This is a genomic window from bacterium (assembly GCA_004322275.1).
GTDB lineage: Bacteria > Desulfobacterota > Deferrisomatia > Deferrisomatales > BM512 > SCTA01.
This window is the reverse complement of the sequence record SCTA01000015.1, coordinates 1-20783: the sequence shown is the minus strand read 5'-3', so window position 1 is coordinate 20783 and position 20783 is coordinate 1. Positions and strand designations below refer to the sequence as shown.

The following is a 20783-nucleotide window of genomic DNA, read 5'->3' as shown; positions in this document are numbered from 1 at the left end:
AATCACTGGCGAATATTGCAAGTGCTCTTAGATAATTCAGGAATAGATTAAGTTTCCGCTCATTCTTTCACGCCGACGACAGGGTTCAATCCCCTTGGGGACGCCACTATAAAGAAAGGGCCAAGTCGCGCGAGCGGTTTGGCCCTTTTGCTTTTGTCACTACCCGCTAAACGCCCAAATAAAACCTCATGAACCCAAAATATTATAACTCACCGTAATCACTGGCTAAATAATGTTTATATTTCCAGGCGCGTGAACCCGCTTCGGAGATACCATAACAATGTCTAAAAAATTCACTCTTTGGAGTGATGAAAAATTCCTCCAAGCGGGATAAAAGGAGAAAAGATGGGCGGATTCAACAACACGGAAGCGGCAACCGGCGACGAAAAATTCAAGGCCTTTGGTCTGGGGTTTGTCGGCCCGAATAAAGGCTCTCACAACCCCTCGACAAGCGGCAGGCACCTGTACGAAAGCGGAGTTTGGAGCAGAGATGCGAGCATAAGTGCCAGATTGGGACAAGTGGTCTGGATAACTGTTAAAAATGTAAACGCTATCGGGACCACAATTGAGATAACATCGAATAATGGCGGAAGGGATGCCGCTATTCTGCTGCCGTATCTGGAAGCAGAGTTCAGATTTGATAATGGAGGCGCAGAGCCCCTATTTTGGCATTTTGAGGTTCGCACCGAGTCGGACGCTTTTCTGGTCAATTACACGATAGAGTCTACATGGGTTCCCGGAATGGAGGAGAACAGGTGAAATACGCGAGAACAATCTGCCTCATCGTTTTGATTCTAATCGGGGCTTTAGTCTCCTCGGCCATTGCCGAGGAAGGTCCTACGGTCAATTATGAGCTGACCCCTGAAAAATTGCTGGCCGCTCGCATATTGATTACCTCCTCGGCGAAATTCCCGGATTATCCGAAATACTCCGTTATAGCTGAGTTGAATTTCGAGGAAATGCGCGTCTTCAGAGAACTGACGAAGGAGAATGTCGGCAGAAGGCTTGAAGTGTCTTTTCAAGGCAGGGTGCTTATGGGGGCGATTGTCAAAGCCGAGATAGAAAGCGGAACCATGAACGTCCTTCGCACCAACGATAAGGAAGAAGCCTTGGCGCTGGTACGGGAACTTCTTCCCTGACAAGCTCTTTGCGTACAAGTTCAGAAATTACCCGACACCGGTCTCCAGGGAGGGTTGTTAAGCGGCCTCTGGCAAGTCTCCCTCTGGCTGCGTGAAGGGCTCAAACGTCGCGAGCTACTTTTTATTGGCCTCAACGTCCAGGCGTTCCCGGGGATTTGAGCCTTTCCGCCTCCTGCTGATGGCGGCGCGCCCCTTCCGTGTCGCCTGCCGCGTTGAGGAGGCGGGCGAGTCTTTCGTGCGCAACGATGTTTTCGCCGTCGATTTTCAGCACCTCGTTGAATAGGCGAATTGCTTCGCCGGCGTTGCCGTAGACCTGATTCATCTGCGCGAGATTGCAAAGCGCGTCCAGGTTTTCGGGGTGGCTCTTCAGCACCAGTTCGTATTGGGTTTTCGCCTCGCCGTACTGTCCCTTCGCGGCGTAACCGTTTCCGAGGACCAGCCCCGCCAGAGTCTCCCCCTTGCTTACGCCTGTCCGGGCCAGAGCCATCGCCTCGTCTATCCTTTTGGCGTCGTATGCTGCAAGGGAAGCGTTCATGTAGACGCCGGGATAGTCGGGATTCCTTCTTATTACCGATCTAAAAAACTCCAGCGCTGCCTCGGGCTTGCCTTCGTTGAACATCTTGCAGCCTATCAGGTACTCCTGATAGGCCACCCTGTATTCCCTGCCGCCCATGCTGTCCATGCGGCTAAAGAGCGTCGCCGTGTCTTTCCAGTAACCCGCCTGCACGTAGCAAAGCCCGCCGAGGCCCGCGACGATAATGGCCCCGGCCGCGGCGAGGCCTATCTTTGCCCGCCTGGTCACCGCAAGGTAGCGCCCGGCCCCCCAGACAAGCGCGACAAGCACGCCGATGTGCGGCAGATAGGTGAAGCGGTCGGAGAGGCGTTGAACGCCGGAGGGCACCACCCCGCTTACGGGCAGCAGCACGAAAAAATACCAGAACCAGCCGAAGGCGAGTTCCGGCGCTTTTTTGCGCCAGCGCCAGGCAAGCACCGACACCGCCGCAAGCAGGATGAAGGCCGGTACGGCGAGAAGAATTTGAATATTCGTGAGATCGGCCTGGTACTCGAAAGCCAGGTTCAGCGGCCAGAAGGTCTTGCCGAGATAAATCCAGTAGGCTCTAGACGCATTTACGAGGCCGTAGAATACAGTTGTGGAAAAGCCTCTCCCCTGGCCGAGGGCGCTTCCCGCGGCTTGCGCGTACATCGTCGAGAAGGCAAAGACAACCGACAGCGCGAGAAAGGGCAGCTTTTCAACAAGAAGCTTCCTGTACGCCTCCCGCTCCCCGGCGAAAACCTCTTTCGGAAAGCGGCCGAGCGGCCAGAAATCGAGAAGTAAAAGCGCTGCCGGCATCATAACCGCCATCGGCTTCGCCAGCAGCGACAAAAGGGTAAAGACAAGCGTCAGGACATAGCGGTACTTTTTGCCGCTTCGCGCCCAGCCGAGGTGCGACAGGAGGGCGAGCAGGAAGAAAAGCCCGGCGAGCACGTCCTTGCGCTCGGTAATCCACGCCACCGATTCGGCGCGCAGGGGGTGGACGGCGAAGAGCGCGGTGACGAAAAAACTCTTCCAGAGCGAGCCGGTGGCGCTTTTCAGAAACCAGAAGAGAAGGAGGACGTTTACGAGGTGCAGAAGGACGTTCGTGGTGTGAAAAGAGGAGGGCTTCAGGCCGAAGGCGCTTACGTCGGCCATGTAGGAGACCCACGTCAGGGGAATCCACAAGCCCTCGTAAACCTTCGTGAAGGCCGCCTTTACCCCCTCTGCGGTAAGGCCGCCGGTGACCATCCTGTTCGAGGTTATGTATTCGTAATCGTCGATGCTCACGTAGTCGAAGCCGGAAGTCCTCCAGAAGACCGCGAGGGTCAGGACACCCAGCAAAACCAGGCAGATTGCTGTATTTCTCTTGTCGGCGGTCATTCGGGAGCCTCTGTGCGGCAGCAAAGGGAAATTGTTGTATAAACTCTGTGTATTTGCTGGAGGATTCCGGAGAAGAAAATTCCGGGACTATCTTTTCTTTGGCCTGGAGCGTTTTTTGCTCTTTTTGGCCGAGGGTTCCGCCTTACCGATGGATTTTACCACCCCGGAACCTTTAATAAGCCCTTTAGCCCACGTGGCATCATCGTGGCCTATTTCAGACAATATTTCGCGACTCAAGCGGGCATACTTCTCCGATTTAGCATGGTTTCCCATCTTCCCCCAGAGAACCGAAAGATTTCCGCACGAAACTCCCTCACCCTGCCGGTCGCCAACCTCCTGGCGAATGGCGAGACTTTCTTCAAGGGCCTTCAACGCTTGAGCGAATTTCCCTAACCTATGGTATGTGGAGGCAATGTTGTTTAACGTCACTCCCTCACCCTTCCGGTCGCCGACCTCCCGGCGAATGGCGAGGCTCTCCTCAAGGGCTTTCAAAGCCTGATCGTACTTGCCCCAAGTTCTATAGATTTGGGAGATGTTGTTCAGCGTCACTCCCTCGCCCTGCCGGTCGCCGACCTCCCGGAGAATGGCGAGGCTCTCCTCAAGGGCTTTCAAAGCCTGATCGTACTTGCCCCAGCCATCGTAAATCTGAGAGATGTTGTTCAACGTCACTCCCTCGCCCTGCCGGTCGCCGACCTCCCGGCGAATGGCGAGGCTCTTCTCAAGGGCTTTCAAAGCCTGATCGTACTTGCCCCAGCCACTATAGATTTGGGAGATGTTGTTCAGCACCGCTCCCTCGCCCTTCCGGTCACCGACTTCCTGAAGAATGGCGAGGCTCTCCTCAAGGGCTTTCAAAGCCTGATCGTACTTGCCCCAGCCACTATAGATTTGGGAGATGTTGTTCAGCACCGCTCCCTCGCCCCACCGGTCGCCGACTTCACGGGAAATACCAAGGCTTTTTTTATAATGCTCCAGGGCTTGATGTGAATGCCCCATGTGCTTAAGCATATAACCAATTCCGTTCTCAAGTTGCGCCTTAAGGGAACTGGCATCGCTTTCTTCGAGTTGCGCGAGCCCCTCTCTTGCAGCCTTTATGGCTTCTTCCCACATGTTTCGGCGCTGGAACCATTGAGTCAGAGAAAGCAGAAGATTCGCTCTGTCCTCCGCTCCTGCGGTCTCTTCGAGAAGTTTTCTGGTTCTGGCTAAATGATCGGCGACTTCACCGGCTTCGGGATTGTTTTTATCAATATCTTCAGCCGCTTCGTCCAGCCATGAAAACCCTTCGGCCTTGTCCTTTCGCAGTTCAAGGTCTTCGTTCAGCCAGTAGGTATGGCTGCGAAAATCCCATAGGTCTCCGGCCATGCGCATGAAGGGTTCAACGTCGGGCTCATGGAGAAAGAGAACGAAGCGCAGATGCTCTCTTGCTATCGTATCGCGGTGGATGTTCAGGTACTGGAGAAAATCAGTGTCCGGCCCCATGCCTTTTTCACCCCTGGGCACGTCGGTAACGAGGCTGAGCATGCGGCCTTTCGACGCTTCCGTTATCTGGGAATAGAGCTTTGTAAAGACGTGCTCATCGCGGTGTGAGGGTGATAATTCGCGGGGAGTCAGATTATGCTCGCGAAGCCGGGCGTGTATCCGCCGGAGGAGCTCTATTTTTTCGTTTTCATGGAGATAAACGACTATCTGAAAGCTTGAACGCTCCGAGTTGAAAGCGCGCTCGGCGCGGGAGACGACCGCTTCCGCTATGCCGTCGAAGCGGGAAAACTCATCCTTTTTCGGCATCGCTCAACTTCAGGACGTAGTCTTTTAGAACATAGCGAAGATCCAGCCAAAGGTCTCCGTTTTCATACTCTACAACTGCACGGGCCTGCAAGAAGGGCTCGACGCCCGCCACCCATCCTTCCTCGCTGTCGTATACCTTGCGGAGGATGTTTACATCTTCCCCCCGGATCATCGGCTGGTAGTCTTTTTTAATCGAGTTAAAGGCGTATTCAACATCCTTGAAAGTTATTTTGTCGCCTTTTCGCGCCAGCGCCTCACCGGCGGCCAAACGAACGGCCCTTGCAGTCTCTCTGAAAAGACCTCCACCGATAAGTATCAACTCGTCTATCGTTTTCTCCTCGAAAAGCGCATTGGGGGAATGTACGCGCTTTTCGATGAAGTTTTTCATTATCCCGTAATCGCGGTTGTCTCTGTCAGGCTGAGGAGTTGTTTTTCTTTTCTCGGCGCGGCTATATATGTGAATCGCTGAAAAAGCGTATATCTCTCCGAGAGGAACCCGGCTTCCGGGCATGGCGCGAAAATATATCGGCAACGTGTAGACTATGGATAACGCGGGACGCACAAGGGAATCGTAATTTTCCTGAAAAAGACGGTTGTGCATATCCTTTTCGGCGTCGGATTCTCCCTTTTCGAGATCGTCTACAATCACAAGAATCCGCTTGCCGGTTTTGTTCCTTATGTCCTGCGCCATCCTGTCAAGGATGTTTATCAAATCCTCGATTTTAGGTGCCAGTATCTGCTTTTCTTCCTGGGTTCTGTCCTTGCTCGTCGAGCCAACGACCTTGAAATAGAAAGGCCACCAGTTAGCCTTAGCGCCAGCCTCCGCTTTCAGCGATTCGCTCTTAACCAGTTTTGAAATTATCTCGCGGCCCCAATCCACCAGTTCCTTCTCATAGGAACCCGTAACGCCGTATTCCTTTCCGGCCTCAGCCATGCTGCGCCCTATTTCGACGAGCAAGGCATCGTGGGTAAGGTTTACCGATTCCGTTCCGAAATTCTGAGCGGTAAGGAAAACCGGGATGTAGTTCTCGCCGATTTCTTTTATTTTGCAGAGCTTTCTCAGTTCTGTGGTCTTGCCGCTTCCCCTGTGTCCGCAAAGAAAGGCATGGAGAGAAGTTTTTGCTCTGATAAGGTCTAAAACCAATCTTCTCAGTTGAGGATCATCGCGAGGAATGTACTGCTCGGAAGACGGGTCTACAGGCAAAGCCTGATCGAAGTTGTCGTAGACTTCGCCAATGTCTTTGGCGGGGATTATCGGTGCGATGTTGTTATTTGTGCAACCCGGATTGCTCACGGAGTGTCTCCTCGGCAAAATTCCGCGCATTTTCAATGAATTATAACTTTAACAAAGACTGACGGACAGGTCAATTCGGGTTATGCCTCTAAAGTCCCCGTAAAAGGAAGCGCGTTGACCCGGTTTAATTCGTAGGGTATCTTTTGTTACCGAATGGAAACGTTTAGGAGCAAAATTATATGTCTGAGGGATTTTTCGGGCCGATTCTGGCGTGCATGGAGGAGGGGGTCATCTTCCTCGACCATGAGGACGTTATCCGCTACATAAACCCGGCGGCGGAGCGGATACGCAAGGTGCGGGCGGCGAGGCTGGTGGGGAGGCATATCCTCTCCATTCACAAGGGGCAGACCCGCGAGAGGGTCGAGGAGCTTCTGGAAAGCCTGAAGGCCGGTCCCCACGTCTCCCGCGACCGCGTCGTGCGCGTGGGCGACCGCTATTTCGACAACACCTACACGGCGATCTTCGACGGCGAGGGGAAATTCGTAGGGACTCTCCTCATAAGCAGGGACGCGACCGCCAAAAAAATCCTCGCCGACGAGAATTCTCGCCTCCGAAACGTGCTGGACGAGCCGGGAGGGGAGGAATTCATCGCGGTAAGTCCCTCGATGCGGCACGCACTCGACACCGTAACCACCGTAGCTCCTCTGGATTCCACCGTCCTCATCACCGGCGAGAGCGGCAGCGGCAAGGAGCACTTCGCGGAGCTTGTCCACAGGCTAAGCAGCCGCAACGACGGGCCTCTGGTGCGCGTAAACTGCGCCGCCATCCCCGAGAACCTCATCGAATCCGAGCTTTTCGGCCACGTCAGGGGCTCCTTCACCGGCGCGGTGACGAACCAGACGGGAAAATTCCTGAAAGCGCAGGGTGGAACCCTCTTTCTGGACGAGATCGGCGAGCTTCCCCTCTCCTCGCAGGCCAAGATACTGCGGGCGATTCAGCACAAGAAGATTCAGCCTGTCGGCAGCCCGGAGGAGCGCGAGGTGGACGTGCGCATCGTGGCGGCGACCAACCGCGACCTTCTCACCCGCGTGCGCGAGGGGCATTTCCGCGAAGACCTCTTCTACCGGCTCAACGTGATAAAACTCACCGTCCCGCCCCTTCGCGAGCGGCCCGAGGACATAGAGGCTCTGGCGGACGCTTTCATCGCCCGCTTTTCCCGCAAGATGGGCAGGACGCCCCTTCGCCTCTCCGACGAGGCCCGCGCCCTTCTGGTCTCGCACCCCCTGCCCGGCAACGTACGCCAGCTAATGCACGCCATAGAGCGCGCGGTGGCCTTCGCCAAGGGCGATCTGATTTTAGTCAACGACTTCCCCTCCGACCTGCGCGAGCCCGCGAGGAGCGAACCTCCGGTCTCCCACTCGGCGGGGATGCTGGCGGGGCAGGCGCTCAGGGAGGCGTTGGAGCGCTGCGAGAGGGACTTCGTCACCGAAGCGCTTCAAAAATGCGGAGGGAAAAAGATTCAGGCCGCGAAGATGCTGGGAATATCCAGAAAAAACCTCTGGGAGAAGATTACGCGCTTCGCCATCGAGGATTCCGAACAGGGGTAATAATTTGACCATCTAACGTACAACATCAGAGGGCGAGTATGGACTTCAAAGGCAATCTAAAGACAACTGCTATGGGCATCCTGCCCCACACCGACGTAAAGCGCGCCCTCGATCTCGCCTTCTCGCTGGACATCCCCTTCTGGCCGCAGCTTCCCAAGCTCACCTACTGGGAGGACATGTACGTTCAGGTCTCGGAGAACTTCCCCGGCATACGGATCAACGACGTTGACAACAGGGTGGAGTTCGACATGGGACGCTTCATGGAGGAGCTTCCCGCCTTTTTCGAGCGCATGGAAGACCCCGAAATCTACCGGCTCTCCGAAAAATACTCCGCCGTCTACCACGAATTCCTCAGCCGCGACCTTGGCAGCTATTACGCCATACGCGGGCAGTTCGAGGGGCCGATCTCCTTCGGACTGAACGTAAAGGACGAAAACGACCGCCCTATCCTTTACAACGACGAGGTGCGCGAGTTTCTCCTCGATTTCATGGCCCGCAAGATAAACCTGATGGGAGAGGAACTGCTGGCGAAAAACCCCCGCGCCTTCATGTTCGTAGACGAGCCGGGGCTGGAGTTCATCTTCTCCGCGATGTCCGGCTTCGGCGAGGAGCAGGCCAGAAGCGACATGGACAGGTTCTTTTCGATGGTGACGGGGCGGCGCGGAGTACACCTTTGCGGCAACCCCGACTGGGATTTTCTGCTGAAGACGAAGATGGACGTGCTCTCCTTCAACGCCTTCGGCAGGGGCGACCGCTTCGTCAACTACGTCCCCTCGATAAAGGCCTTTCTCGCTCAGGGCGGAACCATCGGCTGGGGGCTCGTTCCCGCCAACTACGAGGAGTTCAACTCCACCGACATAGACGGCCTCTACGACCAGATAGAGGGGTTCTGGGATATCCTCGAAAAGGCCGGAATACCGCGCGAGCGGCTCCTTCCCGAATCCCTTCTAATGCCCGCCACCTGCGCCCTCGTCAACCCCGACAAGGGAGAAACCGTAGAGCGCTGCTATGACGTGCTTCGCGAGATATCCTTTCGGCTCAGGGAAAAGTACGGGTTCAGGGATTAAGGGCCAGAGCCCTCGCCCTCGCTTCTCCGCCGAGGAGGTTGACTGCGTCCCACGCGACCTTTTCGTTCGGCCACCTGCCGGTGTTTTCAAGCCCCTGCCGCGCCGCGCCGGGCAAATCGCCGGCCATAATGAGGACGTTGGCGAGCTTGACGCTGTAATCCATCTCGCCGGGAAACTGCTGAAGCTGTTTTTTGTAAAGTCCCGCCGCCTCCCGGAATCTCCCCAGCTTTTCCGCCGCTATGCCTTTGTAGCCGTTCGCATACCGGAAAGAAGGGTCCAGCTCGATTACCTTGCCGAGATTGTCGTAAGCCTCGCGAAACCTGCCCGCAAATAGATCGTTCACCGCCAGGCCGTTTTTCGCGAGAGCGCTTCTTCCCGCCGTCGCCCTGTCTATGTAACCGAAGAAGGCGTAGCCGTCGCGCCATACCGAAACCTGCCGGAAACAAAGGACGGAAAGTACGATCAGCGCCGCTGCTCCGGCGACGCCGGGCGGCCGCATCTCTTTCGTGAATTTTCCGTAGACGCTGCAGGCGCCCCACACCAGGGCAATCATAAGACCGGCGTGGGGCAGGTAGGTAAAATGGTCGGCGACGTAGTAAAAACCTAGCGGGACGATTCCGCTTACGGGCAGGAGGGCGGCCAGATACCAGCACCAGCCCGCAACCTCCGCCGGGGCTTTTTTCCTGTACCGCCAGGCAAGAAATCCGGCGGCTGCAAGCGCCAGCCAGGCCAGAGCAGCCCACACCCCGGAAAGGTAACCGGCGGGCCGCCCGTACTGCATGACAAGGTCCACCGGCAAGAAAGTTGCCCGCAGGTAATGCGCGCAGGAGGATACGACTGTGGACAAAAGCTCCGGCAACCCCCGCTCTTCCATATTGCTTACGGAGACGGACTGGTTTCCGAGCGTTATAACCGAAAAAAGAACGGAGAGCGCAAGAAAGGGGATTTTCTCGACGAGCAGGTTTTTTACCGCCTCTCCCTGACGTTGAACCCTTTCCAGCGGCCAAAAATCGAATATAAGAAGAATCAGGGGGAAGACGGCAAGGGTCGGTTTAGAAGCGATTCCCAGAAAAAACAGCGACAGAGCGAGCAGATAACCGGCGGGTTCTTTCTTTTCTGCGTACCTGGAGTATGGGAAAAGCGCGAGAAAGAAAAACAGTCCCGAGAGGAGGTCGCTTCTTTCGGCGACCCAGGCGACCGACTCCGCGCGGAGCGGGTGAACTGCCCAGAGAGCGGCGGCAAAAAAGCTCTTATACGGCGACCCGGTAGCCCTGTAGAGGAAGAGGAAGAAAAGAACCGAGTTCAGAAGATGGATCAGAACATTCGTAATGTGGAATCCCGAGGGCTTAAGTCCGAAAATCTCGGCGTCGCTCATGTACGAAAGTTGTGTAACCGGCATGAAATTGCCGATTTTGACCGTTGAGAAAGCTCCCTTGACGTTCGACCAGGAAAGCCCGCCCCTTACCGCCGGATTTGAAAGGGTGTATTTTGAATCGTCGAGCCTGATCAGCTCGAACCCGGCGGATTGCCAGAAGACAGCCAGCACAAGCGCCGCAAGCAAAACCAGCAATATCGCAGCCCGTTGTTTTCTGTAATCCATCGCTAGTTAAAAAACCCGCTTTCGGGAATGGGCTCTCCGGGGCTTAGCCTTCTCGCCTCAGCCAGTTCCCTCTCAGCGCCCGTAACGTCGCCGATGGCCCTGAGCACTACTCCGAGGTTCACGCGGGCTCTGAAATCCGCCGGTTTCAGCCTCACGGCCTCCCTGAAATATTTTAAGGCCTCCGGGTATAACTGCTTTGCGGCAAGGCCGTTTCCCGCAGTCATGTTGGCACCGAATTCCCCGCCGAAGTATTTGACGGCCTCCCAGGCTATCTTGTCGGAGGGCCACTGACGGATGTTCTCCAGACCCTGACGGGCCGCGCCGGGGTGATCCCCCGCCAGAAGCATGACGTTCGCCAGCCTTAGGCAAAAATCCTTTTCGCCGGGAGAAAGCTGGAGCTGTTTTTTTAAGAGAAACACCCCTTCCCGGTATCTTCCCAGCTTCGCCGCCGCTATACCCTTGTAGCCGTGCGCCCGGTTGAATTCCGGGTCCAGAGCCAGCACCGCGTTGAATCTGTCGTAAGCCTCCTGAAATTTTCCCGCCCTGAAATCGGAGATGGCGAGGCTGTTTTTCGCCACGGCGCTTCTTCCTCCGGTTTCCCTGTCGATATAGCCGAACAAGGTGTAGCTGTCCTTCCAGAGAGAGGTCTGCCGGAAGGAGAGCACCGTCAGAACGGCTATCAGGACCAGTCCGGCGGCCGCAAGCGGCCTTGCCTCCTTCACATAACCGGTGTAAAGCCTCTCCGCCCCCCAGACCAGCGCTATCATCAGGCCGACGTGCGGCAGGTAGGTGAAGTGGTCGGCGACGATGTAAAAATTTAGAGGGACGACGCCGCTGACGGGAAAAAGCGCCGCCAGATACCAGCACCAGCCCGCCGTCACCGCGGGTGCGGCTTTTCTGAGTTTCCAGGCCATGAACGTAATGGCGATTATCAAAAGCCCGGCGCCGGCCGCCCAAAAGCCGGTAAGCGAGGCCGCCGTCCCTCTGTCCTCCATTATCAGCCCGAAGGGCCAGAAGGTAAGCTTCAGATAATGGAAGTAAGAGGTGGCGGTATCAGCCAGCCGGGCCGGTACGCTCATCTCGTCCGTTCGTATGGTCGCACTCTGGCTAACAATCGTCAGCGCGGAAAAAAACACGGAGAGAACGAAAAACGGGATCTTCTCCAGCAGGAGTTTTTTTACCGGCTCCTTTCTGGCGAGGGGCCAGAAATCCACAATAAGCAGGACGAGGGGAAAGACGACGAGAATCGGCTTGGAGGCCAGCCCCAGCAGCATCGCAAAGAGGGCCGCCGCGTAGAGAAAAAGCTTCCGGCTCCTCGCGTATTCGAGGTAAGCGAGAAGACCCGCAAGGAAAAAGAACCCGGAAAGAAGGTCTTTGCGCTCGGCGACCCAGGCCACGGATTCGACACGGAGAGGGTGCAGAGCCCAAAGCGCCGCCGCGAAAAAGCTCTTCCACGGCGAGCCGGTGGCCCTGCGGAGGAAGAAAAAGAGCAAAAGGGTGTTAAAAAGGTGGATGAGGGTGTTGACGAGGTGAAAGCGGCCCGGGTTCGGGCCGAAAAACTCGATGTCGGCCATGTGGGAGAGGAGCGGCACCGGCATGTAGACGTGAAGCGGAATTGAAGTGAGGGCTTCCCTGATTCCCGAGGAGGTCAGTCCCCCGCTCACCACGGGATTCTGGAGCGTGTAATCGAAATCGTCGAGGTTTATAAGCTCGAACCCCGTCGTCTGCCAGTAGACCGCCAGCACCAGAGCCGCAAGCAGGGCCGCGAATATCGCCGTCCAATATTTTTTATAAGTCATGGCTTTTCTGAAGAATCCCGGTCCATTGTAAAATCCATCCAGACAGTAAAACACTGCAAACCATGCTCTCACAATAGCAAATCGAGGTCTAATCGTATCCTGCCCGCCGCAAACCGCGCCTGATGCTCCGGAATCTTGAAATGAGGGAGGAAAGGGGATACTGTCACCGCATGGATGTACTTTGATTTTATCCGGAAGGGAAAATCGAAATGACCACAGGCCTCATAAAAAATTTTAGTCTCCTGCCTGACATACCGGTCTATGACGGGCAGAGCAAAATAGAGGGAGACAAGATAGGTTTCGACGGCTACGCCCGCATACTCGCCTCGGCGGCCTTCAATACCGAGGAGCCGATAACAATAGGCGTCTACGGCGACTGGGGGAGCGGCAAGACCAGCCTCATGAGGATGATGGAGAAAAAGCTCAGGGACGCCGGGGCAACGACCGTATGGTTCAACGCCTGGCAGTACGAGAAAGAGGATCACCTCGTAATTCCCCTTCTCGCCACGATAATCAAAGCGCTCGAAGAAAAAGAGAAAGCAGCGGGGAAAACCAAGGCGAAACCCGGCAGCGTTCTCAAGGCTTTCAGAAGCCTTCTCTACGGAATAGCAATAAAGCCGCCTCTTGTCGAACTGGACGCTGGGAAAGCGATAGACAAGTTTGAAGACCTGTCTCAAACGGAAGCTGACAAGATCGCCGCACGGAGCCTTTACTTCAACACTTTCGAGGGGCTGCGCGAAGCCGCAGAGGGCTCCGATTCAAAAATCGTGGTATTCGTTGACGATCTCGACCGCTGTTTCCCCATTCAGGCCGTAAAACTCATCGAATCGATTAAGCTCGTACTCCATCAGCGCAACATCGCCTTCGTCCTCGGCCTTGAGCCCGAGATAATCAAGGCTTTTCTCCGCCATAAGTACACGGAGAGGCTCAAAATTCCCGAAGAGCTTTACGGCAACTATCTTGACAAGATCGTACAGATGCCCTTCAAGATTCCCCCGATTACAAAGCGGGTAAAGGATTACGTCAAGCAGCTCCTTGAGATGGAAATCTTCGGAAAAATTGCGGGAGAAGACATAGAAGCCCTGTGCGAAACGATCTGTCCGGCTTGCAGGGAAAACCCAAGAAAGATAATACGCTTTTTAAACCGCCTGCTGGTCATGCGCGAGGTCGCCGAAATCGAGGAGGGCGACAAAGGCGACAAAGGCGAGTTGAAAATCGCCCCCTTCGCGGTGCATGAAGCCCTTTCGATGATGTGGCCGGAAATTCTCTCCATACTGGAAGAAAACGACCCCGTGGTGATAACAGACTCCTTAATGAAAGATTTTGGAGTGACTGATAACTGCATCAGCTTATCCCTCTACTTAGCCAAACTCATGGATGGTGAAAACAACCTCATCGGTCTCTTTGAAGCGGAAATTTCAGTTGACCATAAAAAACCTCACAAAGCAGTACTGGAAAAACTCCTGGTTGATAAACGGCTGCTCGACCTCCTTTCCTCCGGACCCGGTAAAGAGTGGCTTTCCGACCCCGACACGCGAAAGCGAATAAAAGAATCTTCCGAAGAGGTTTTGGCCACTGGGGAGGAAGAGCAGCACTGGCCGGAGATAAACGGTCACGTGATTAAACCGGGGGCGTATCTGGTCGGGGCGTATCTGGCCAGGGCGAATCTGGCCAGGACGAATCTGGCCGGGGCGAACCTGTCCGGGGCGAACCTTCACATGGTGAACCTTTACGTTGCGGGCCTGGAAGCGACGAACCTTTTTGGGGCGGACCTGTCCGGGGCGAACTTGTACGGGGCGAACCTGTCTGGGGCGAACTTGTACGGGGCGAACTTGTACGGGGCGAACCTTTTTGGGGCGAACCTGTCCGGGGCGAACCTATACGAGGCGGACCTGAGAATGGCGAATCTGTCCTATGCTAACCTTACCAACGCAATCCTTGACGGCGCAATTATCGATAAAACGACAAAACTTGATGGGGCAATTCGCACCGGCACGATTCTGGATAAATCAAAGCCTGAGTGATAATCAGGATGTGCCGGTCTTTTTTACATCGACCGGCGCGGCTTTCCGTTCCCGGCGAGGAATCCCGCAGCGAGAGGGCGAGGCAGTAGCAGCGCTACGGCGAGCCCTTGAGCGAGGACATGACGACGCCGGGGGCGGAAAGGATGCGCCGGATTACGGTTACTTCTTCAGCAGCCTGTAAGGACTAGACCTAGTAACCCAAACGCTCTCCGGATAATCGGCGGTGAGCTTGTCGTAGATTCCAGTCAGGTGCGTGAGGTGATGGGTCTCGATGTAGCGGGCGACCCCGGCGAGGTAGACCGCCTCGGGCGCGAGGGAGTTTCTGGGGTGCTGGCTGACTATCTGGTCGAGAACGGCGATCGAGGCCGGTCTGTCGGGCTTGTTAAACCAGGTTTTGGCGATTCCCAGCATGAGCGAGGGGATAAGGTCGGCCGGTGGGTAGAAACCCAGAGTGCGGTAATGCTCCACTCCGTCGCTGTCCAGCACCAGAAGCGAGGGCGTCCACTTTATTCTGAAGCGGACGGCGTAAACCCTGTCGTCAGACATCAGTCTCAGCGGGATGAGGTTTTTTTCTATGAAATCGGCTACCGAGGGGTCTGGGTACGCGACCGCGTCCATCTGCTGGCAGCCGATTCAGCCGGGGTCGAAAAAATCCAGAAAGACGTGCTTGCCCGTTTCACGCGATTTCGCCAACGCGTTCTCGAAAGAGGTCAGCCATTCCACCTTCGCCATCGGTGATTCTCCTTTCCAATGAAGCAAACGAACGGTTCTGCTGCCTGGAAAGTCTAATCCGGTTTCGCCTCCGCGCAAAAGATGAGGTTGTTAAAAACGCTGCGAGAAGTCGCTGCTTCAAGGAGACTCATAGCTATACTGAGAGCTAGCGTTTCGCTCTAAGACGGTCGTAGACTCCGGTGAGTGTCTCAACTATCAGGCAAAGCCCGGTGAGAGGAACGACAAGCCAGCTCCACCAGCCGAGGAGGAAGGTGAAGAACCTGCCGTTGTGGAGCTCGAAGAGCGCGTGCCACAGAGAGATGCGGCCGCCGTCTTCAAGCTCCGGGGGAAGGGAAATTCCCGCCGTCCTGCCGTCGCTGAGGAATAGTCCCTTGTTGTAATCCGCCCAAAGATAGCGGCCCGAAAGGTCGAGCGGCGCATAGCCGACCACCATTTGATCTCCCACCGGCGGCCCCTTGGGAGCTTTCGGAGGTTCGCCGGTAAAGAGGTTGACGACTTCCTTGCGGTCGCGGTCCCAGTGGTAGAGCCCCGACATCGAGCCGACGAGATAGGAGGAACCGGGGCTTTGGAGGTCTTTCTCGAAGACCGTAGCACCCATCACGCTGACCGGCGCGCCGCCGGGAAGCTTGTGGAAGGAGGCGCTCTCTTTCCCCAGCAGGAACTCCTTGCCCTCGTAAAACCCCTCGGAGGTGGCAAGCACGACGGATTCCCGCGAGGGGTCGTAAAGCCCTTTTCTCAGCGTGTCGTGCCAGGGGTTCTCGTGGCGGGGACCGGGGTGGAGCGACATGGGGTATTCGGCGTCGGCTATGGCGACCAGAAAGGGGGGCCGCTCGAAGACTCCTGTCAGCGCCGAGAAGACGAGAAGCGGCGCGAACCAGAGTCCCAGCTTTATGTGTAGCCTGAGCCCCTTTCCGGCCAGTTTCCCTCCCCTTCCCTTCGCCAGCGTCTTTCTCTTCTTCCTCCACCAGAACCACGCCCCGGTGAGCGAGCCGAAAACGAGGTAGACGCCCGCTAAATCCATCAGGTATCTGCCGGCGCTCCCCCAGGTCTCCCCGTAGTGCATGTCGAAGACGAGCCGAAAGAGGCTGCGCTTCGGGTCTTTGAGCCCCGCCTTTCCGGGCGTTACTCTGCTGAAGCTCAGGGGGTCGTAAAGCGGAGCGGCGTAAAGATCGGAGCGGGTAAGCGCGAAAATTCGGTCTCTTCCGAAAAACAGATCGACGGGGTAATCGCTGGAGAGCGCGACCGGCTTCCACGAAGGTTCCAGTGCTCCTCGAGCGTACAGTCCTCCCCTCGTGGCGGCGAGCAGGGTTCCGTCCACGTTCATGAGGTCGCGCACGTCGCGAAGGTAGGCGGCCGTGGGAAGACCGGAGGAGAAGTCCGAAGGCGGGGCGAAATCTCCGTAGAAGCGCCAAATTCCGGTCTCGCCGTAAAGCAGCAGCCCACCCTCCGGGGATTCGACAGCGCCGCGAAAGGCGTTCCTGTTCCAGTCGCGGTATTCGTAATTGCCGGGAAGGAAGCTTCGCGGCAGGTCGATGGAGGAGATGAGGCCGGGGTGATTGAGGATTATCCCCGTCGCGCCCATGACCGCGAGCCAGAAAAAGCCGAAAAGCCCTATCCACTTGTGGAGGGCCTTTGAAGATTTTTTAACGAAACCGGCTGTGGACATTTTCACTTGCCGCAATAAATGAGAGGGAAGATAAACCTCCCACAGTTAGACATTCAATGAGGTTGTTCAAAACGTCGCGAGAAGCCCCGGTTTCAAGGAGACGCGGAGCGAAAGGACGATGACAGTAGCGGCACTACGGCGAGTCCTTGAGCGAGCACGCGACGCAGAAAACGGGGCTCGCAGCAGTTTTCAACAACCTCTTAAGCTTTGTCGGAGACTATAGTCCCGTCTCTGTCGATTATGATTTCCCTTATCGGGATATTTCTTCCGCTCTCCTCGATGGCGCGCTTCGCTATCATCGAAAGGCCGCCGCAGCAGGGTACTTCCATCCGGGCTATCGTGAGGCTTGCGGGCTCTCCGTAGCGGATAACGTCGGCCAGCTTCTTCATGTGCGCATCGGCGTCGTCGAGCTTGGGACACGCTACGGCGGCGACCCTTCCCTTCAAAAAGTCCCTGTGGAAGTCGGGATAGGCGAAGGGTCCGCAATCCGCCGCGAGAAGGAGGTCCGCTCCCTTCAGAAAGGGAGCGGCGGGGTTCAGAAGGGTTAGCTGCACCGGCCAGTGGCCGAGCTGCGAGGCGGTCTTCCCGCCGGGAACCTCCGGAGATTCCGCCACCTCGAATTTCACCGTCGCGGCGGAGGGGCAGCCGAAGGGAGAACTCTTGGCCTCTTTGGCCTTGAGCTCCTTGAGGTGCTCTTCGACGATATGCTCGTCAAACTCCTCGGCGTCGCGCACCTCGATAGTCAGCGCGCCCTCAGGGCAGTGGCCGATGCACGCGCCAAGGCCATCGCAGAGAGCTTCGCGAACCAGCCGCGCCTTGCCGTCGATTATCGCCAGCGAGCCCTCGGCGCAGTTCACTATGCAAAGGCCGCAGCCGGTACACTTCTCTTCGTCTATATTTATGATATTTCGCTTCATGGAACCCTCCCTGTAATTGCATTCAGCTAAATTATAACCATTTCAGTATTATATGCAAGAAGAAACATCCCTCCGCGAGCACCCCAGCGTCAAGGTTAGACCCCTCGACAACTATCGCAGTAAAAGATTTTCCCGGCGCGGTTTTCCGTTCCCGGCGAGGAATCCCGCAGAGAAAGGGTGAGACAGTAGCAGCGCTACGGCGAACCCTTGAGCGAGGACATGACGAAGCCAGGGACGGAAAGGATGCGCCGGATAACGTCTGTTACTCCTCATCGCTCTTAACAAGCGCCCCCCGCTTTAGCGCCCCCCTACCAAACTTAGCCCGGACCGCATCGACCGCCTTCTCCGCGTCGATCTTCCGCCCCTCCCTCGCCGGGTCCACGAAAAGATTCCCCTGGAGGGGCGCGCCGCCGCCCGAAACAAGCCTGTGCGCCGAGACTCCCAGCAGCCGAACCCTCCGCGTACCCTTCCAGCCGGAGCGTGAAAGCAGCTCCAGCGCGTCGGAAAAGAGGTCCGCCGTGACCGAAGTGGGGGCTTCGCGGGTGAGCGAGCGGGTAATCGTCTTGAAATCCTCGTCGCGCAGCTTAAGTGTCACCCCCACGGCCTTGAAACCGTACTTCCGGAGCCTCCCCGCGACCTTGTCGCAGAGGTAAAGGAGGGTGTTGCGGACGGTATCCGGGTCGGAGGTGTCCTCCTCGAAGGTAGTCTCGTTGCCGACCGATTTGGCCTCCGATTCCGTCACCACCTCGCGGTAATCCTCCCCCTGCGAAAGACGCCAGAGGTGCAGGCCGTGCTCGCCGAGGATGGAGACCATGTTTCTCTCGCCGAGGCGGGCGATATCCCCTATCGTCCTCATCCCGCGGCGCGTCAGGGTTTCAGCCGTCTTCTCCCCCACTCCCCAGAGCCGTTTGATCGGAAGCTCGCGCAAAAACTCCCTCACCTCGCCCTCGCCGACCACTACGAAGCCGTCCGGCTTGCCTAGGTCGGAGGCGATCTTGGCGACGAACTTGTTCGGAGCGACGCCGACAGACGCCACGAGGCCCAACTCGGTCCTTATCCGCTCCTTGATCTCCCTCCCGATCTTCGGCGCGTCGCCGAAGAGAAGGCGCGAGCCCGTCACGTCGAGAAAAGCCTCGTCGATCGAGAGCGGCTCCACGAGGTCCGTATAAGTGCGGAAAATAGCTATAATCTTGCGCGAAAGCTCGACGTAGCGCGAACCCCTCGGCGCGACGAAGACGCCCTTCGGGCACCTGCGCCACGCCTGCGAGATCGGCATTGCCGAATGTATGCCGAACTTTCGCGCCTCGTAGGAGCAAGCCGCGACGACGCCGCGCCCCCGCCCGCCCTTCGGGTCCGCCCCGACGATAACCGGCTTCCCGCGATACTGGGGATTGTCCAGCTGCTCTATCGACGCGAAAAACGCATCCATGTCGATGTGGATAATTGAACGAATCATGGGAAGAGGATAATAACCTGCGCAGGTGCGCAAGCCAAGAGGGGAGTAATAAATTGAAGGAGATACAGGAGGAACGGCTAAGCCGACAACGCCACTAAACGCCCTAATTCATAATTGCCAAAAGCGTGGGTTCAACCTGCCCGGCCGATGTCCGGGACTTGGCGGAACCGTGAAAAAAGCTTCATCAGCGCCGTCGCCAAAACAGAAAATGAGTCTCGATATTCATGCAAAAGCCGATGGTCACGGAAAAATGTCCGCTCTGAACAGATGAAAAATCATTTTCGGGCCTTGACAATTCGCATCAACGATTGAATATATATTTCTATAATACACCTTGTTGTGGATGCATTATTCTGTCGAAAAATAAATATTATAAATAAATCGGATTTTTTTAATTATGCACATTATGCTGTTAAGTCTCTTTTTTGCTTCAAGCACCGGAAATTACTGCTTTTTCCGTTAGCAGAACTGGAGTGTCGATGCCGAAGCGAATCATTATCTGTGCTGACGGGACCTGGAACACTCCAGACCAGTCCGATCATGGAGAACCATCTCTGACCAACGTGACCAAAACGGTCAAAACGGAGGAGTCATGATTTATTTATATATTTTGATACTAATAATGATCCTAGTACCCTTGATACCTTCGATATTAATTTATAAAATGTTCCCGAACTCCGTTACTAAAATTAAAGGTAAATTTGCTAATCTTGCCTTCGTTTCCACTGGTGCGTTTGGCGGTTATTTACTTGTATTGTTTATATTATATAAGATGCTAGGCTCATCAATTCAGGCTCAGCTAGGTAGTTTTAACTTAAACAATCTATACAACAACAACAAATATAAAACCGTATCTGCTAATCTTAAATTGCAAAATCAGCATGGCGCTGAAGTTAGCGGCAATCGCCTGAATGATATGGTCGATTCTGTACTAATTGCAACTTACCCAAGGATAATAGATGTTACAGGAAACAAAGTTACAATAGGCATGCCAATCACAAACGAGGACTGGTCTAATACTACCGTTATATATAAAATACCAAGATTTGGTTGCAGTGATAATATTAACCTTGAAAATATTGTTAAAAACAATAATGATTTTGTATCTGGGAAAATTTCCACAATTAATCTTGGAGAGGTCTTGATCAAAGAAGATGTGGATACCGATCCTGCAGCAATACGAGGAGTTGAAATTCCACTTACAGCTTCATCAGATCAAAGCAAGGGTCCCCCTCGTTCAAATTTACAATGAAAGCTCGGAGGGAAAAAATGTCTGGATATTATAAAAAGTTGCTTAATCTAACCTTGATTTTAACTTTCTCTTTTCTTTCAAGTTTTTCTTCGCTGTCAGCAGAACTGAGTGGTGAAGTGATGGCAAAGAACCCTTACAATCCAAATTCGTTCTCGCTTCAGGACGCCCGCGTGGATCTGTACTCTGTTTCGCCGGACGGCAAATTTAAATTGATTGATAAAAGTATTACCAGTTCTGATGGATCGTACCGCTTCAAGGGAGTCAAAGCCGGCGACTACTGGATACAAGTCAATAATAAGTTTAACTATGAGATATCCGTCTCCCCAAAGGATGTCCAGAAGAGGGCTCCACTATTGGTAGAGATAAAATAAGACTTCCTGGAATTCAACAAAAAGGGGTCAAGTCTTTCCGGTGAGGTGAGTATTTTGGCGAAGGGCTTGGAGTCCGCAGGGGGCGCACCCTTTGCTTTTAAATTGGGGCTGTCCTAGATAATCAGCCTAAATAGTCTCTAACCAGTTGTTTTACCTGAGCTAATTGAACTTTTGGGTCAGGGTTATTGAAACGCCATTCGCATTCCTTCAAAAACAGGTGAA

General features: G+C 55.2%; 18 protein-coding genes. 8 read left to right on the top strand and 10 right to left on the bottom strand.

What is annotated here, in order from left to right; genetic code table 11:
- Nucleotides 1-345: 345 nt before the first annotated feature.
- A complete protein-coding gene (locus EPN96_04600; protein ID TAL17603.1) occupies nucleotides 346-759 on the top strand; it encodes a hypothetical protein in 414 nt (137 codons plus the stop codon).
- A complete protein-coding gene (locus EPN96_04595) occupies nucleotides 756-1139 on the top strand; it encodes a hypothetical protein (protein TAL17602.1) in 384 nt (127 codons plus the stop codon). The genes EPN96_04600 and EPN96_04595 overlap by 4 nt, the downstream gene beginning before the upstream one ends.
- Before the next feature lie 130 nt (nucleotides 1140-1269).
- Here the strand turns inward: EPN96_04595 and EPN96_04590 are convergent, their stop codons facing one another.
- From EPN96_04590 to EPN96_04580, 3 genes are all read right to left on the bottom strand, one after another.
- A complete protein-coding gene (locus EPN96_04590; protein TAL17601.1) occupies nucleotides 1270-3054 on the bottom strand; it encodes a tetratricopeptide repeat protein in 1785 nt (594 codons plus the stop codon).
- 87 nt (nucleotides 3055-3141) lie between these two features.
- Nucleotides 3142-4836, bottom strand: coding sequence for a tetratricopeptide repeat protein (locus EPN96_04585; protein ID TAL17600.1), 1695 nt, complete (start codon nucleotides 4834-4836; stop codon nucleotides 3142-3144).
- Nucleotides 4820-6130: a hypothetical protein gene (locus EPN96_04580; protein TAL17599.1), complete on the bottom strand. Its 1311-nt coding sequence runs from the start codon at nucleotides 6128-6130 to the stop codon at nucleotides 4820-4822. The genes EPN96_04585 and EPN96_04580 overlap by 17 nt, the downstream gene beginning before the upstream one ends.
- Before the next feature lie 179 nt (nucleotides 6131-6309).
- Between EPN96_04580 and EPN96_04575 the strand changes: the two genes are divergently transcribed.
- Both EPN96_04575 and EPN96_04570 read left to right on the top strand, forming a co-directional pair.
- Nucleotides 6310-7677, top strand: a complete 1368-nt coding sequence (locus EPN96_04575; GenBank protein ID TAL17598.1) for a PAS domain S-box protein — start codon at nucleotides 6310-6312, stop codon at nucleotides 7675-7677.
- A 38-nt stretch (nucleotides 7678-7715) separates the two neighbouring features.
- Nucleotides 7716-8744, top strand: coding sequence for a hypothetical protein (locus EPN96_04570; protein ID TAL17597.1), 1029 nt, complete (start codon nucleotides 7716-7718; stop codon nucleotides 8742-8744).
- On the opposite strand, the gene EPN96_04565 is transcribed toward EPN96_04570, so the two are convergent.
- Together EPN96_04565 and EPN96_04560 are read right to left on the bottom strand one after the other, a co-directional pair.
- Nucleotides 8734-10344, bottom strand: coding sequence for a hypothetical protein (locus EPN96_04565; protein ID TAL17596.1), 1611 nt, complete (start codon nucleotides 10342-10344; stop codon nucleotides 8734-8736). The genes EPN96_04570 and EPN96_04565 overlap by 11 nt on opposite strands.
- Nucleotides 10345-10346: 2 nt before the next feature.
- Entirely contained in the window at nucleotides 10347-12143 is a 1797-nt protein-coding gene (locus EPN96_04560) for a tetratricopeptide repeat protein (GenBank protein ID TAL17595.1), read from the bottom strand.
- Nucleotides 12144-13300: 1157 nt separating this feature from the next.
- Between EPN96_04560 and EPN96_04555 the strand changes: the two genes are divergently transcribed.
- Nucleotides 13301-14167, top strand: a complete 867-nt coding sequence (locus EPN96_04555; protein TAL17657.1) for a pentapeptide repeat-containing protein — start codon at nucleotides 13301-13303, stop codon at nucleotides 14165-14167.
- 159 nt (nucleotides 14168-14326) lie between these two features.
- On the opposite strand, the gene EPN96_04550 is transcribed toward EPN96_04555, so the two are convergent.
- From EPN96_04550 to EPN96_04535, 4 genes are all read right to left on the bottom strand, one after another.
- Nucleotides 14327-14785: a hypothetical protein gene (locus EPN96_04550; GenBank protein ID TAL17594.1), complete on the bottom strand. Its 459-nt coding sequence runs from the start codon at nucleotides 14783-14785 to the stop codon at nucleotides 14327-14329.
- Nucleotides 14786-15044: 259 nt separating this feature from the next.
- Complete coding sequence (locus EPN96_04545) at nucleotides 15045-16565, bottom strand: PepSY domain-containing protein (protein TAL17593.1); 1521 nt, start codon at nucleotides 16563-16565, stop codon at nucleotides 15045-15047.
- A gap of 200 nt (nucleotides 16566-16765) precedes the next feature.
- Nucleotides 16766-17482 carry a 4Fe-4S ferredoxin gene (locus EPN96_04540; GenBank protein ID TAL17592.1) on the bottom strand — a complete coding sequence of 239 codons (717 nt, stop codon included), beginning with the start codon at nucleotides 17480-17482 and terminating at the stop codon, nucleotides 16766-16768.
- 262 nt (nucleotides 17483-17744) lie between these two features.
- A complete protein-coding gene (locus tag EPN96_04535) occupies nucleotides 17745-18938 on the bottom strand; it encodes a DNA polymerase IV (GenBank protein TAL17591.1) in 1194 nt (397 codons plus the stop codon).
- Between the two features lie 479 nt (nucleotides 18939-19417).
- Between EPN96_04535 and EPN96_04530 the strand changes: the two genes are divergently transcribed.
- The 3 genes from EPN96_04530 to EPN96_04520 are packed head-to-tail and all read left to right on the top strand — an operon-like array spanning nucleotide 19418 to nucleotide 20561.
- Nucleotides 19418-19534 carry a hypothetical protein gene (locus tag EPN96_04530; protein TAL17590.1) on the top strand — a complete coding sequence of 39 codons (117 nt, stop codon included), beginning with the start codon at nucleotides 19418-19420 and terminating at the stop codon, nucleotides 19532-19534.
- Nucleotides 19531-20190 carry a hypothetical protein gene (locus EPN96_04525; GenBank protein TAL17589.1) on the top strand — a complete coding sequence of 220 codons (660 nt, stop codon included), beginning with the start codon at nucleotides 19531-19533 and terminating at the stop codon, nucleotides 20188-20190. The genes EPN96_04530 and EPN96_04525 overlap by 4 nt, the downstream gene beginning before the upstream one ends.
- Before the next feature lie 17 nt (nucleotides 20191-20207).
- Nucleotides 20208-20561 (top strand): carboxypeptidase regulatory-like domain-containing protein, encoded by a 354-nt coding sequence (locus EPN96_04520; protein TAL17588.1) that lies wholly within the window; start codon nucleotides 20208-20210, stop codon nucleotides 20559-20561.
- 121 nt (nucleotides 20562-20682) lie between these two features.
- On the opposite strand, the gene EPN96_04515 is transcribed toward EPN96_04520, so the two are convergent.
- Nucleotides 20683-20783 (bottom strand): IS1595 family transposase (locus EPN96_04515; protein TAL17587.1); only part of this gene is annotated, 101 nt, incomplete at its 5' end.

Excerpts from the sequence above, each read along its gene's own strand:
- EPN96_04600 (TAL17603.1), top strand. The coding sequence starts at position 346 with ATGGGCGGATTCAACAACACGGAAGCGGCAACCGGCGACGAAAAATTC.
- EPN96_04590 (TAL17601.1), bottom strand. The coding sequence starts at position 3,054 with ATGACCGCCGACAAGAGAAATACAGCAATCTGCCTGGTTTTGCTGGGT.
- EPN96_04585 (TAL17600.1), bottom strand. The coding sequence starts at position 4,836 with ATGCCGAAAAAGGATGAGTTTTCCCGCTTCGACGGCATAGCGGAAGCG.
- EPN96_04575 (TAL17598.1), top strand. The coding sequence starts at position 6,310 with ATGTCTGAGGGATTTTTCGGGCCGATTCTGGCGTGCATGGAGGAGGGG.
- EPN96_04570 (TAL17597.1), top strand. The coding sequence starts at position 7,716 with ATGGACTTCAAAGGCAATCTAAAGACAACTGCTATGGGCATCCTGCCC.
- EPN96_04565 (TAL17596.1), bottom strand. The coding sequence starts at position 10,344 with ATGGATTACAGAAAACAACGGGCTGCGATATTGCTGGTTTTGCTTGCG.
- EPN96_04560 (TAL17595.1), bottom strand. The coding sequence starts at position 12,143 with ATGACTTATAAAAAATATTGGACGGCGATATTCGCGGCCCTGCTTGCG.
- EPN96_04555 (TAL17657.1), top strand. The coding sequence starts at position 13,301 with ATGCGCGAGGTCGCCGAAATCGAGGAGGGCGACAAAGGCGACAAAGGC.
- EPN96_04550 (TAL17594.1), bottom strand. The coding sequence starts at position 14,785 with ATGGACGCGGTCGCGTACCCAGACCCCTCGGTAGCCGATTTCATAGAA.
- EPN96_04545 (TAL17593.1), bottom strand. The coding sequence starts at position 16,565 with ATGTCCACAGCCGGTTTCGTTAAAAAATCTTCAAAGGCCCTCCACAAG.
- EPN96_04540 (TAL17592.1), bottom strand. The coding sequence starts at position 17,482 with ATGAAGCGAAATATCATAAATATAGACGAAGAGAAGTGTACCGGCTGC.
- EPN96_04535 (TAL17591.1), bottom strand. The coding sequence starts at position 18,938 with ATGATTCGTTCAATTATCCACATCGACATGGATGCGTTTTTCGCGTCG.
- EPN96_04530 (TAL17590.1), top strand. The coding sequence starts at position 19,418 with ATGCCGAAGCGAATCATTATCTGTGCTGACGGGACCTGGAACACTCCA.
- EPN96_04525 (TAL17589.1), top strand. The coding sequence starts at position 19,531 with ATGATTTATTTATATATTTTGATACTAATAATGATCCTAGTACCCTTG.
- EPN96_04520 (TAL17588.1), top strand. The coding sequence starts at position 20,208 with ATGTCTGGATATTATAAAAAGTTGCTTAATCTAACCTTGATTTTAACT.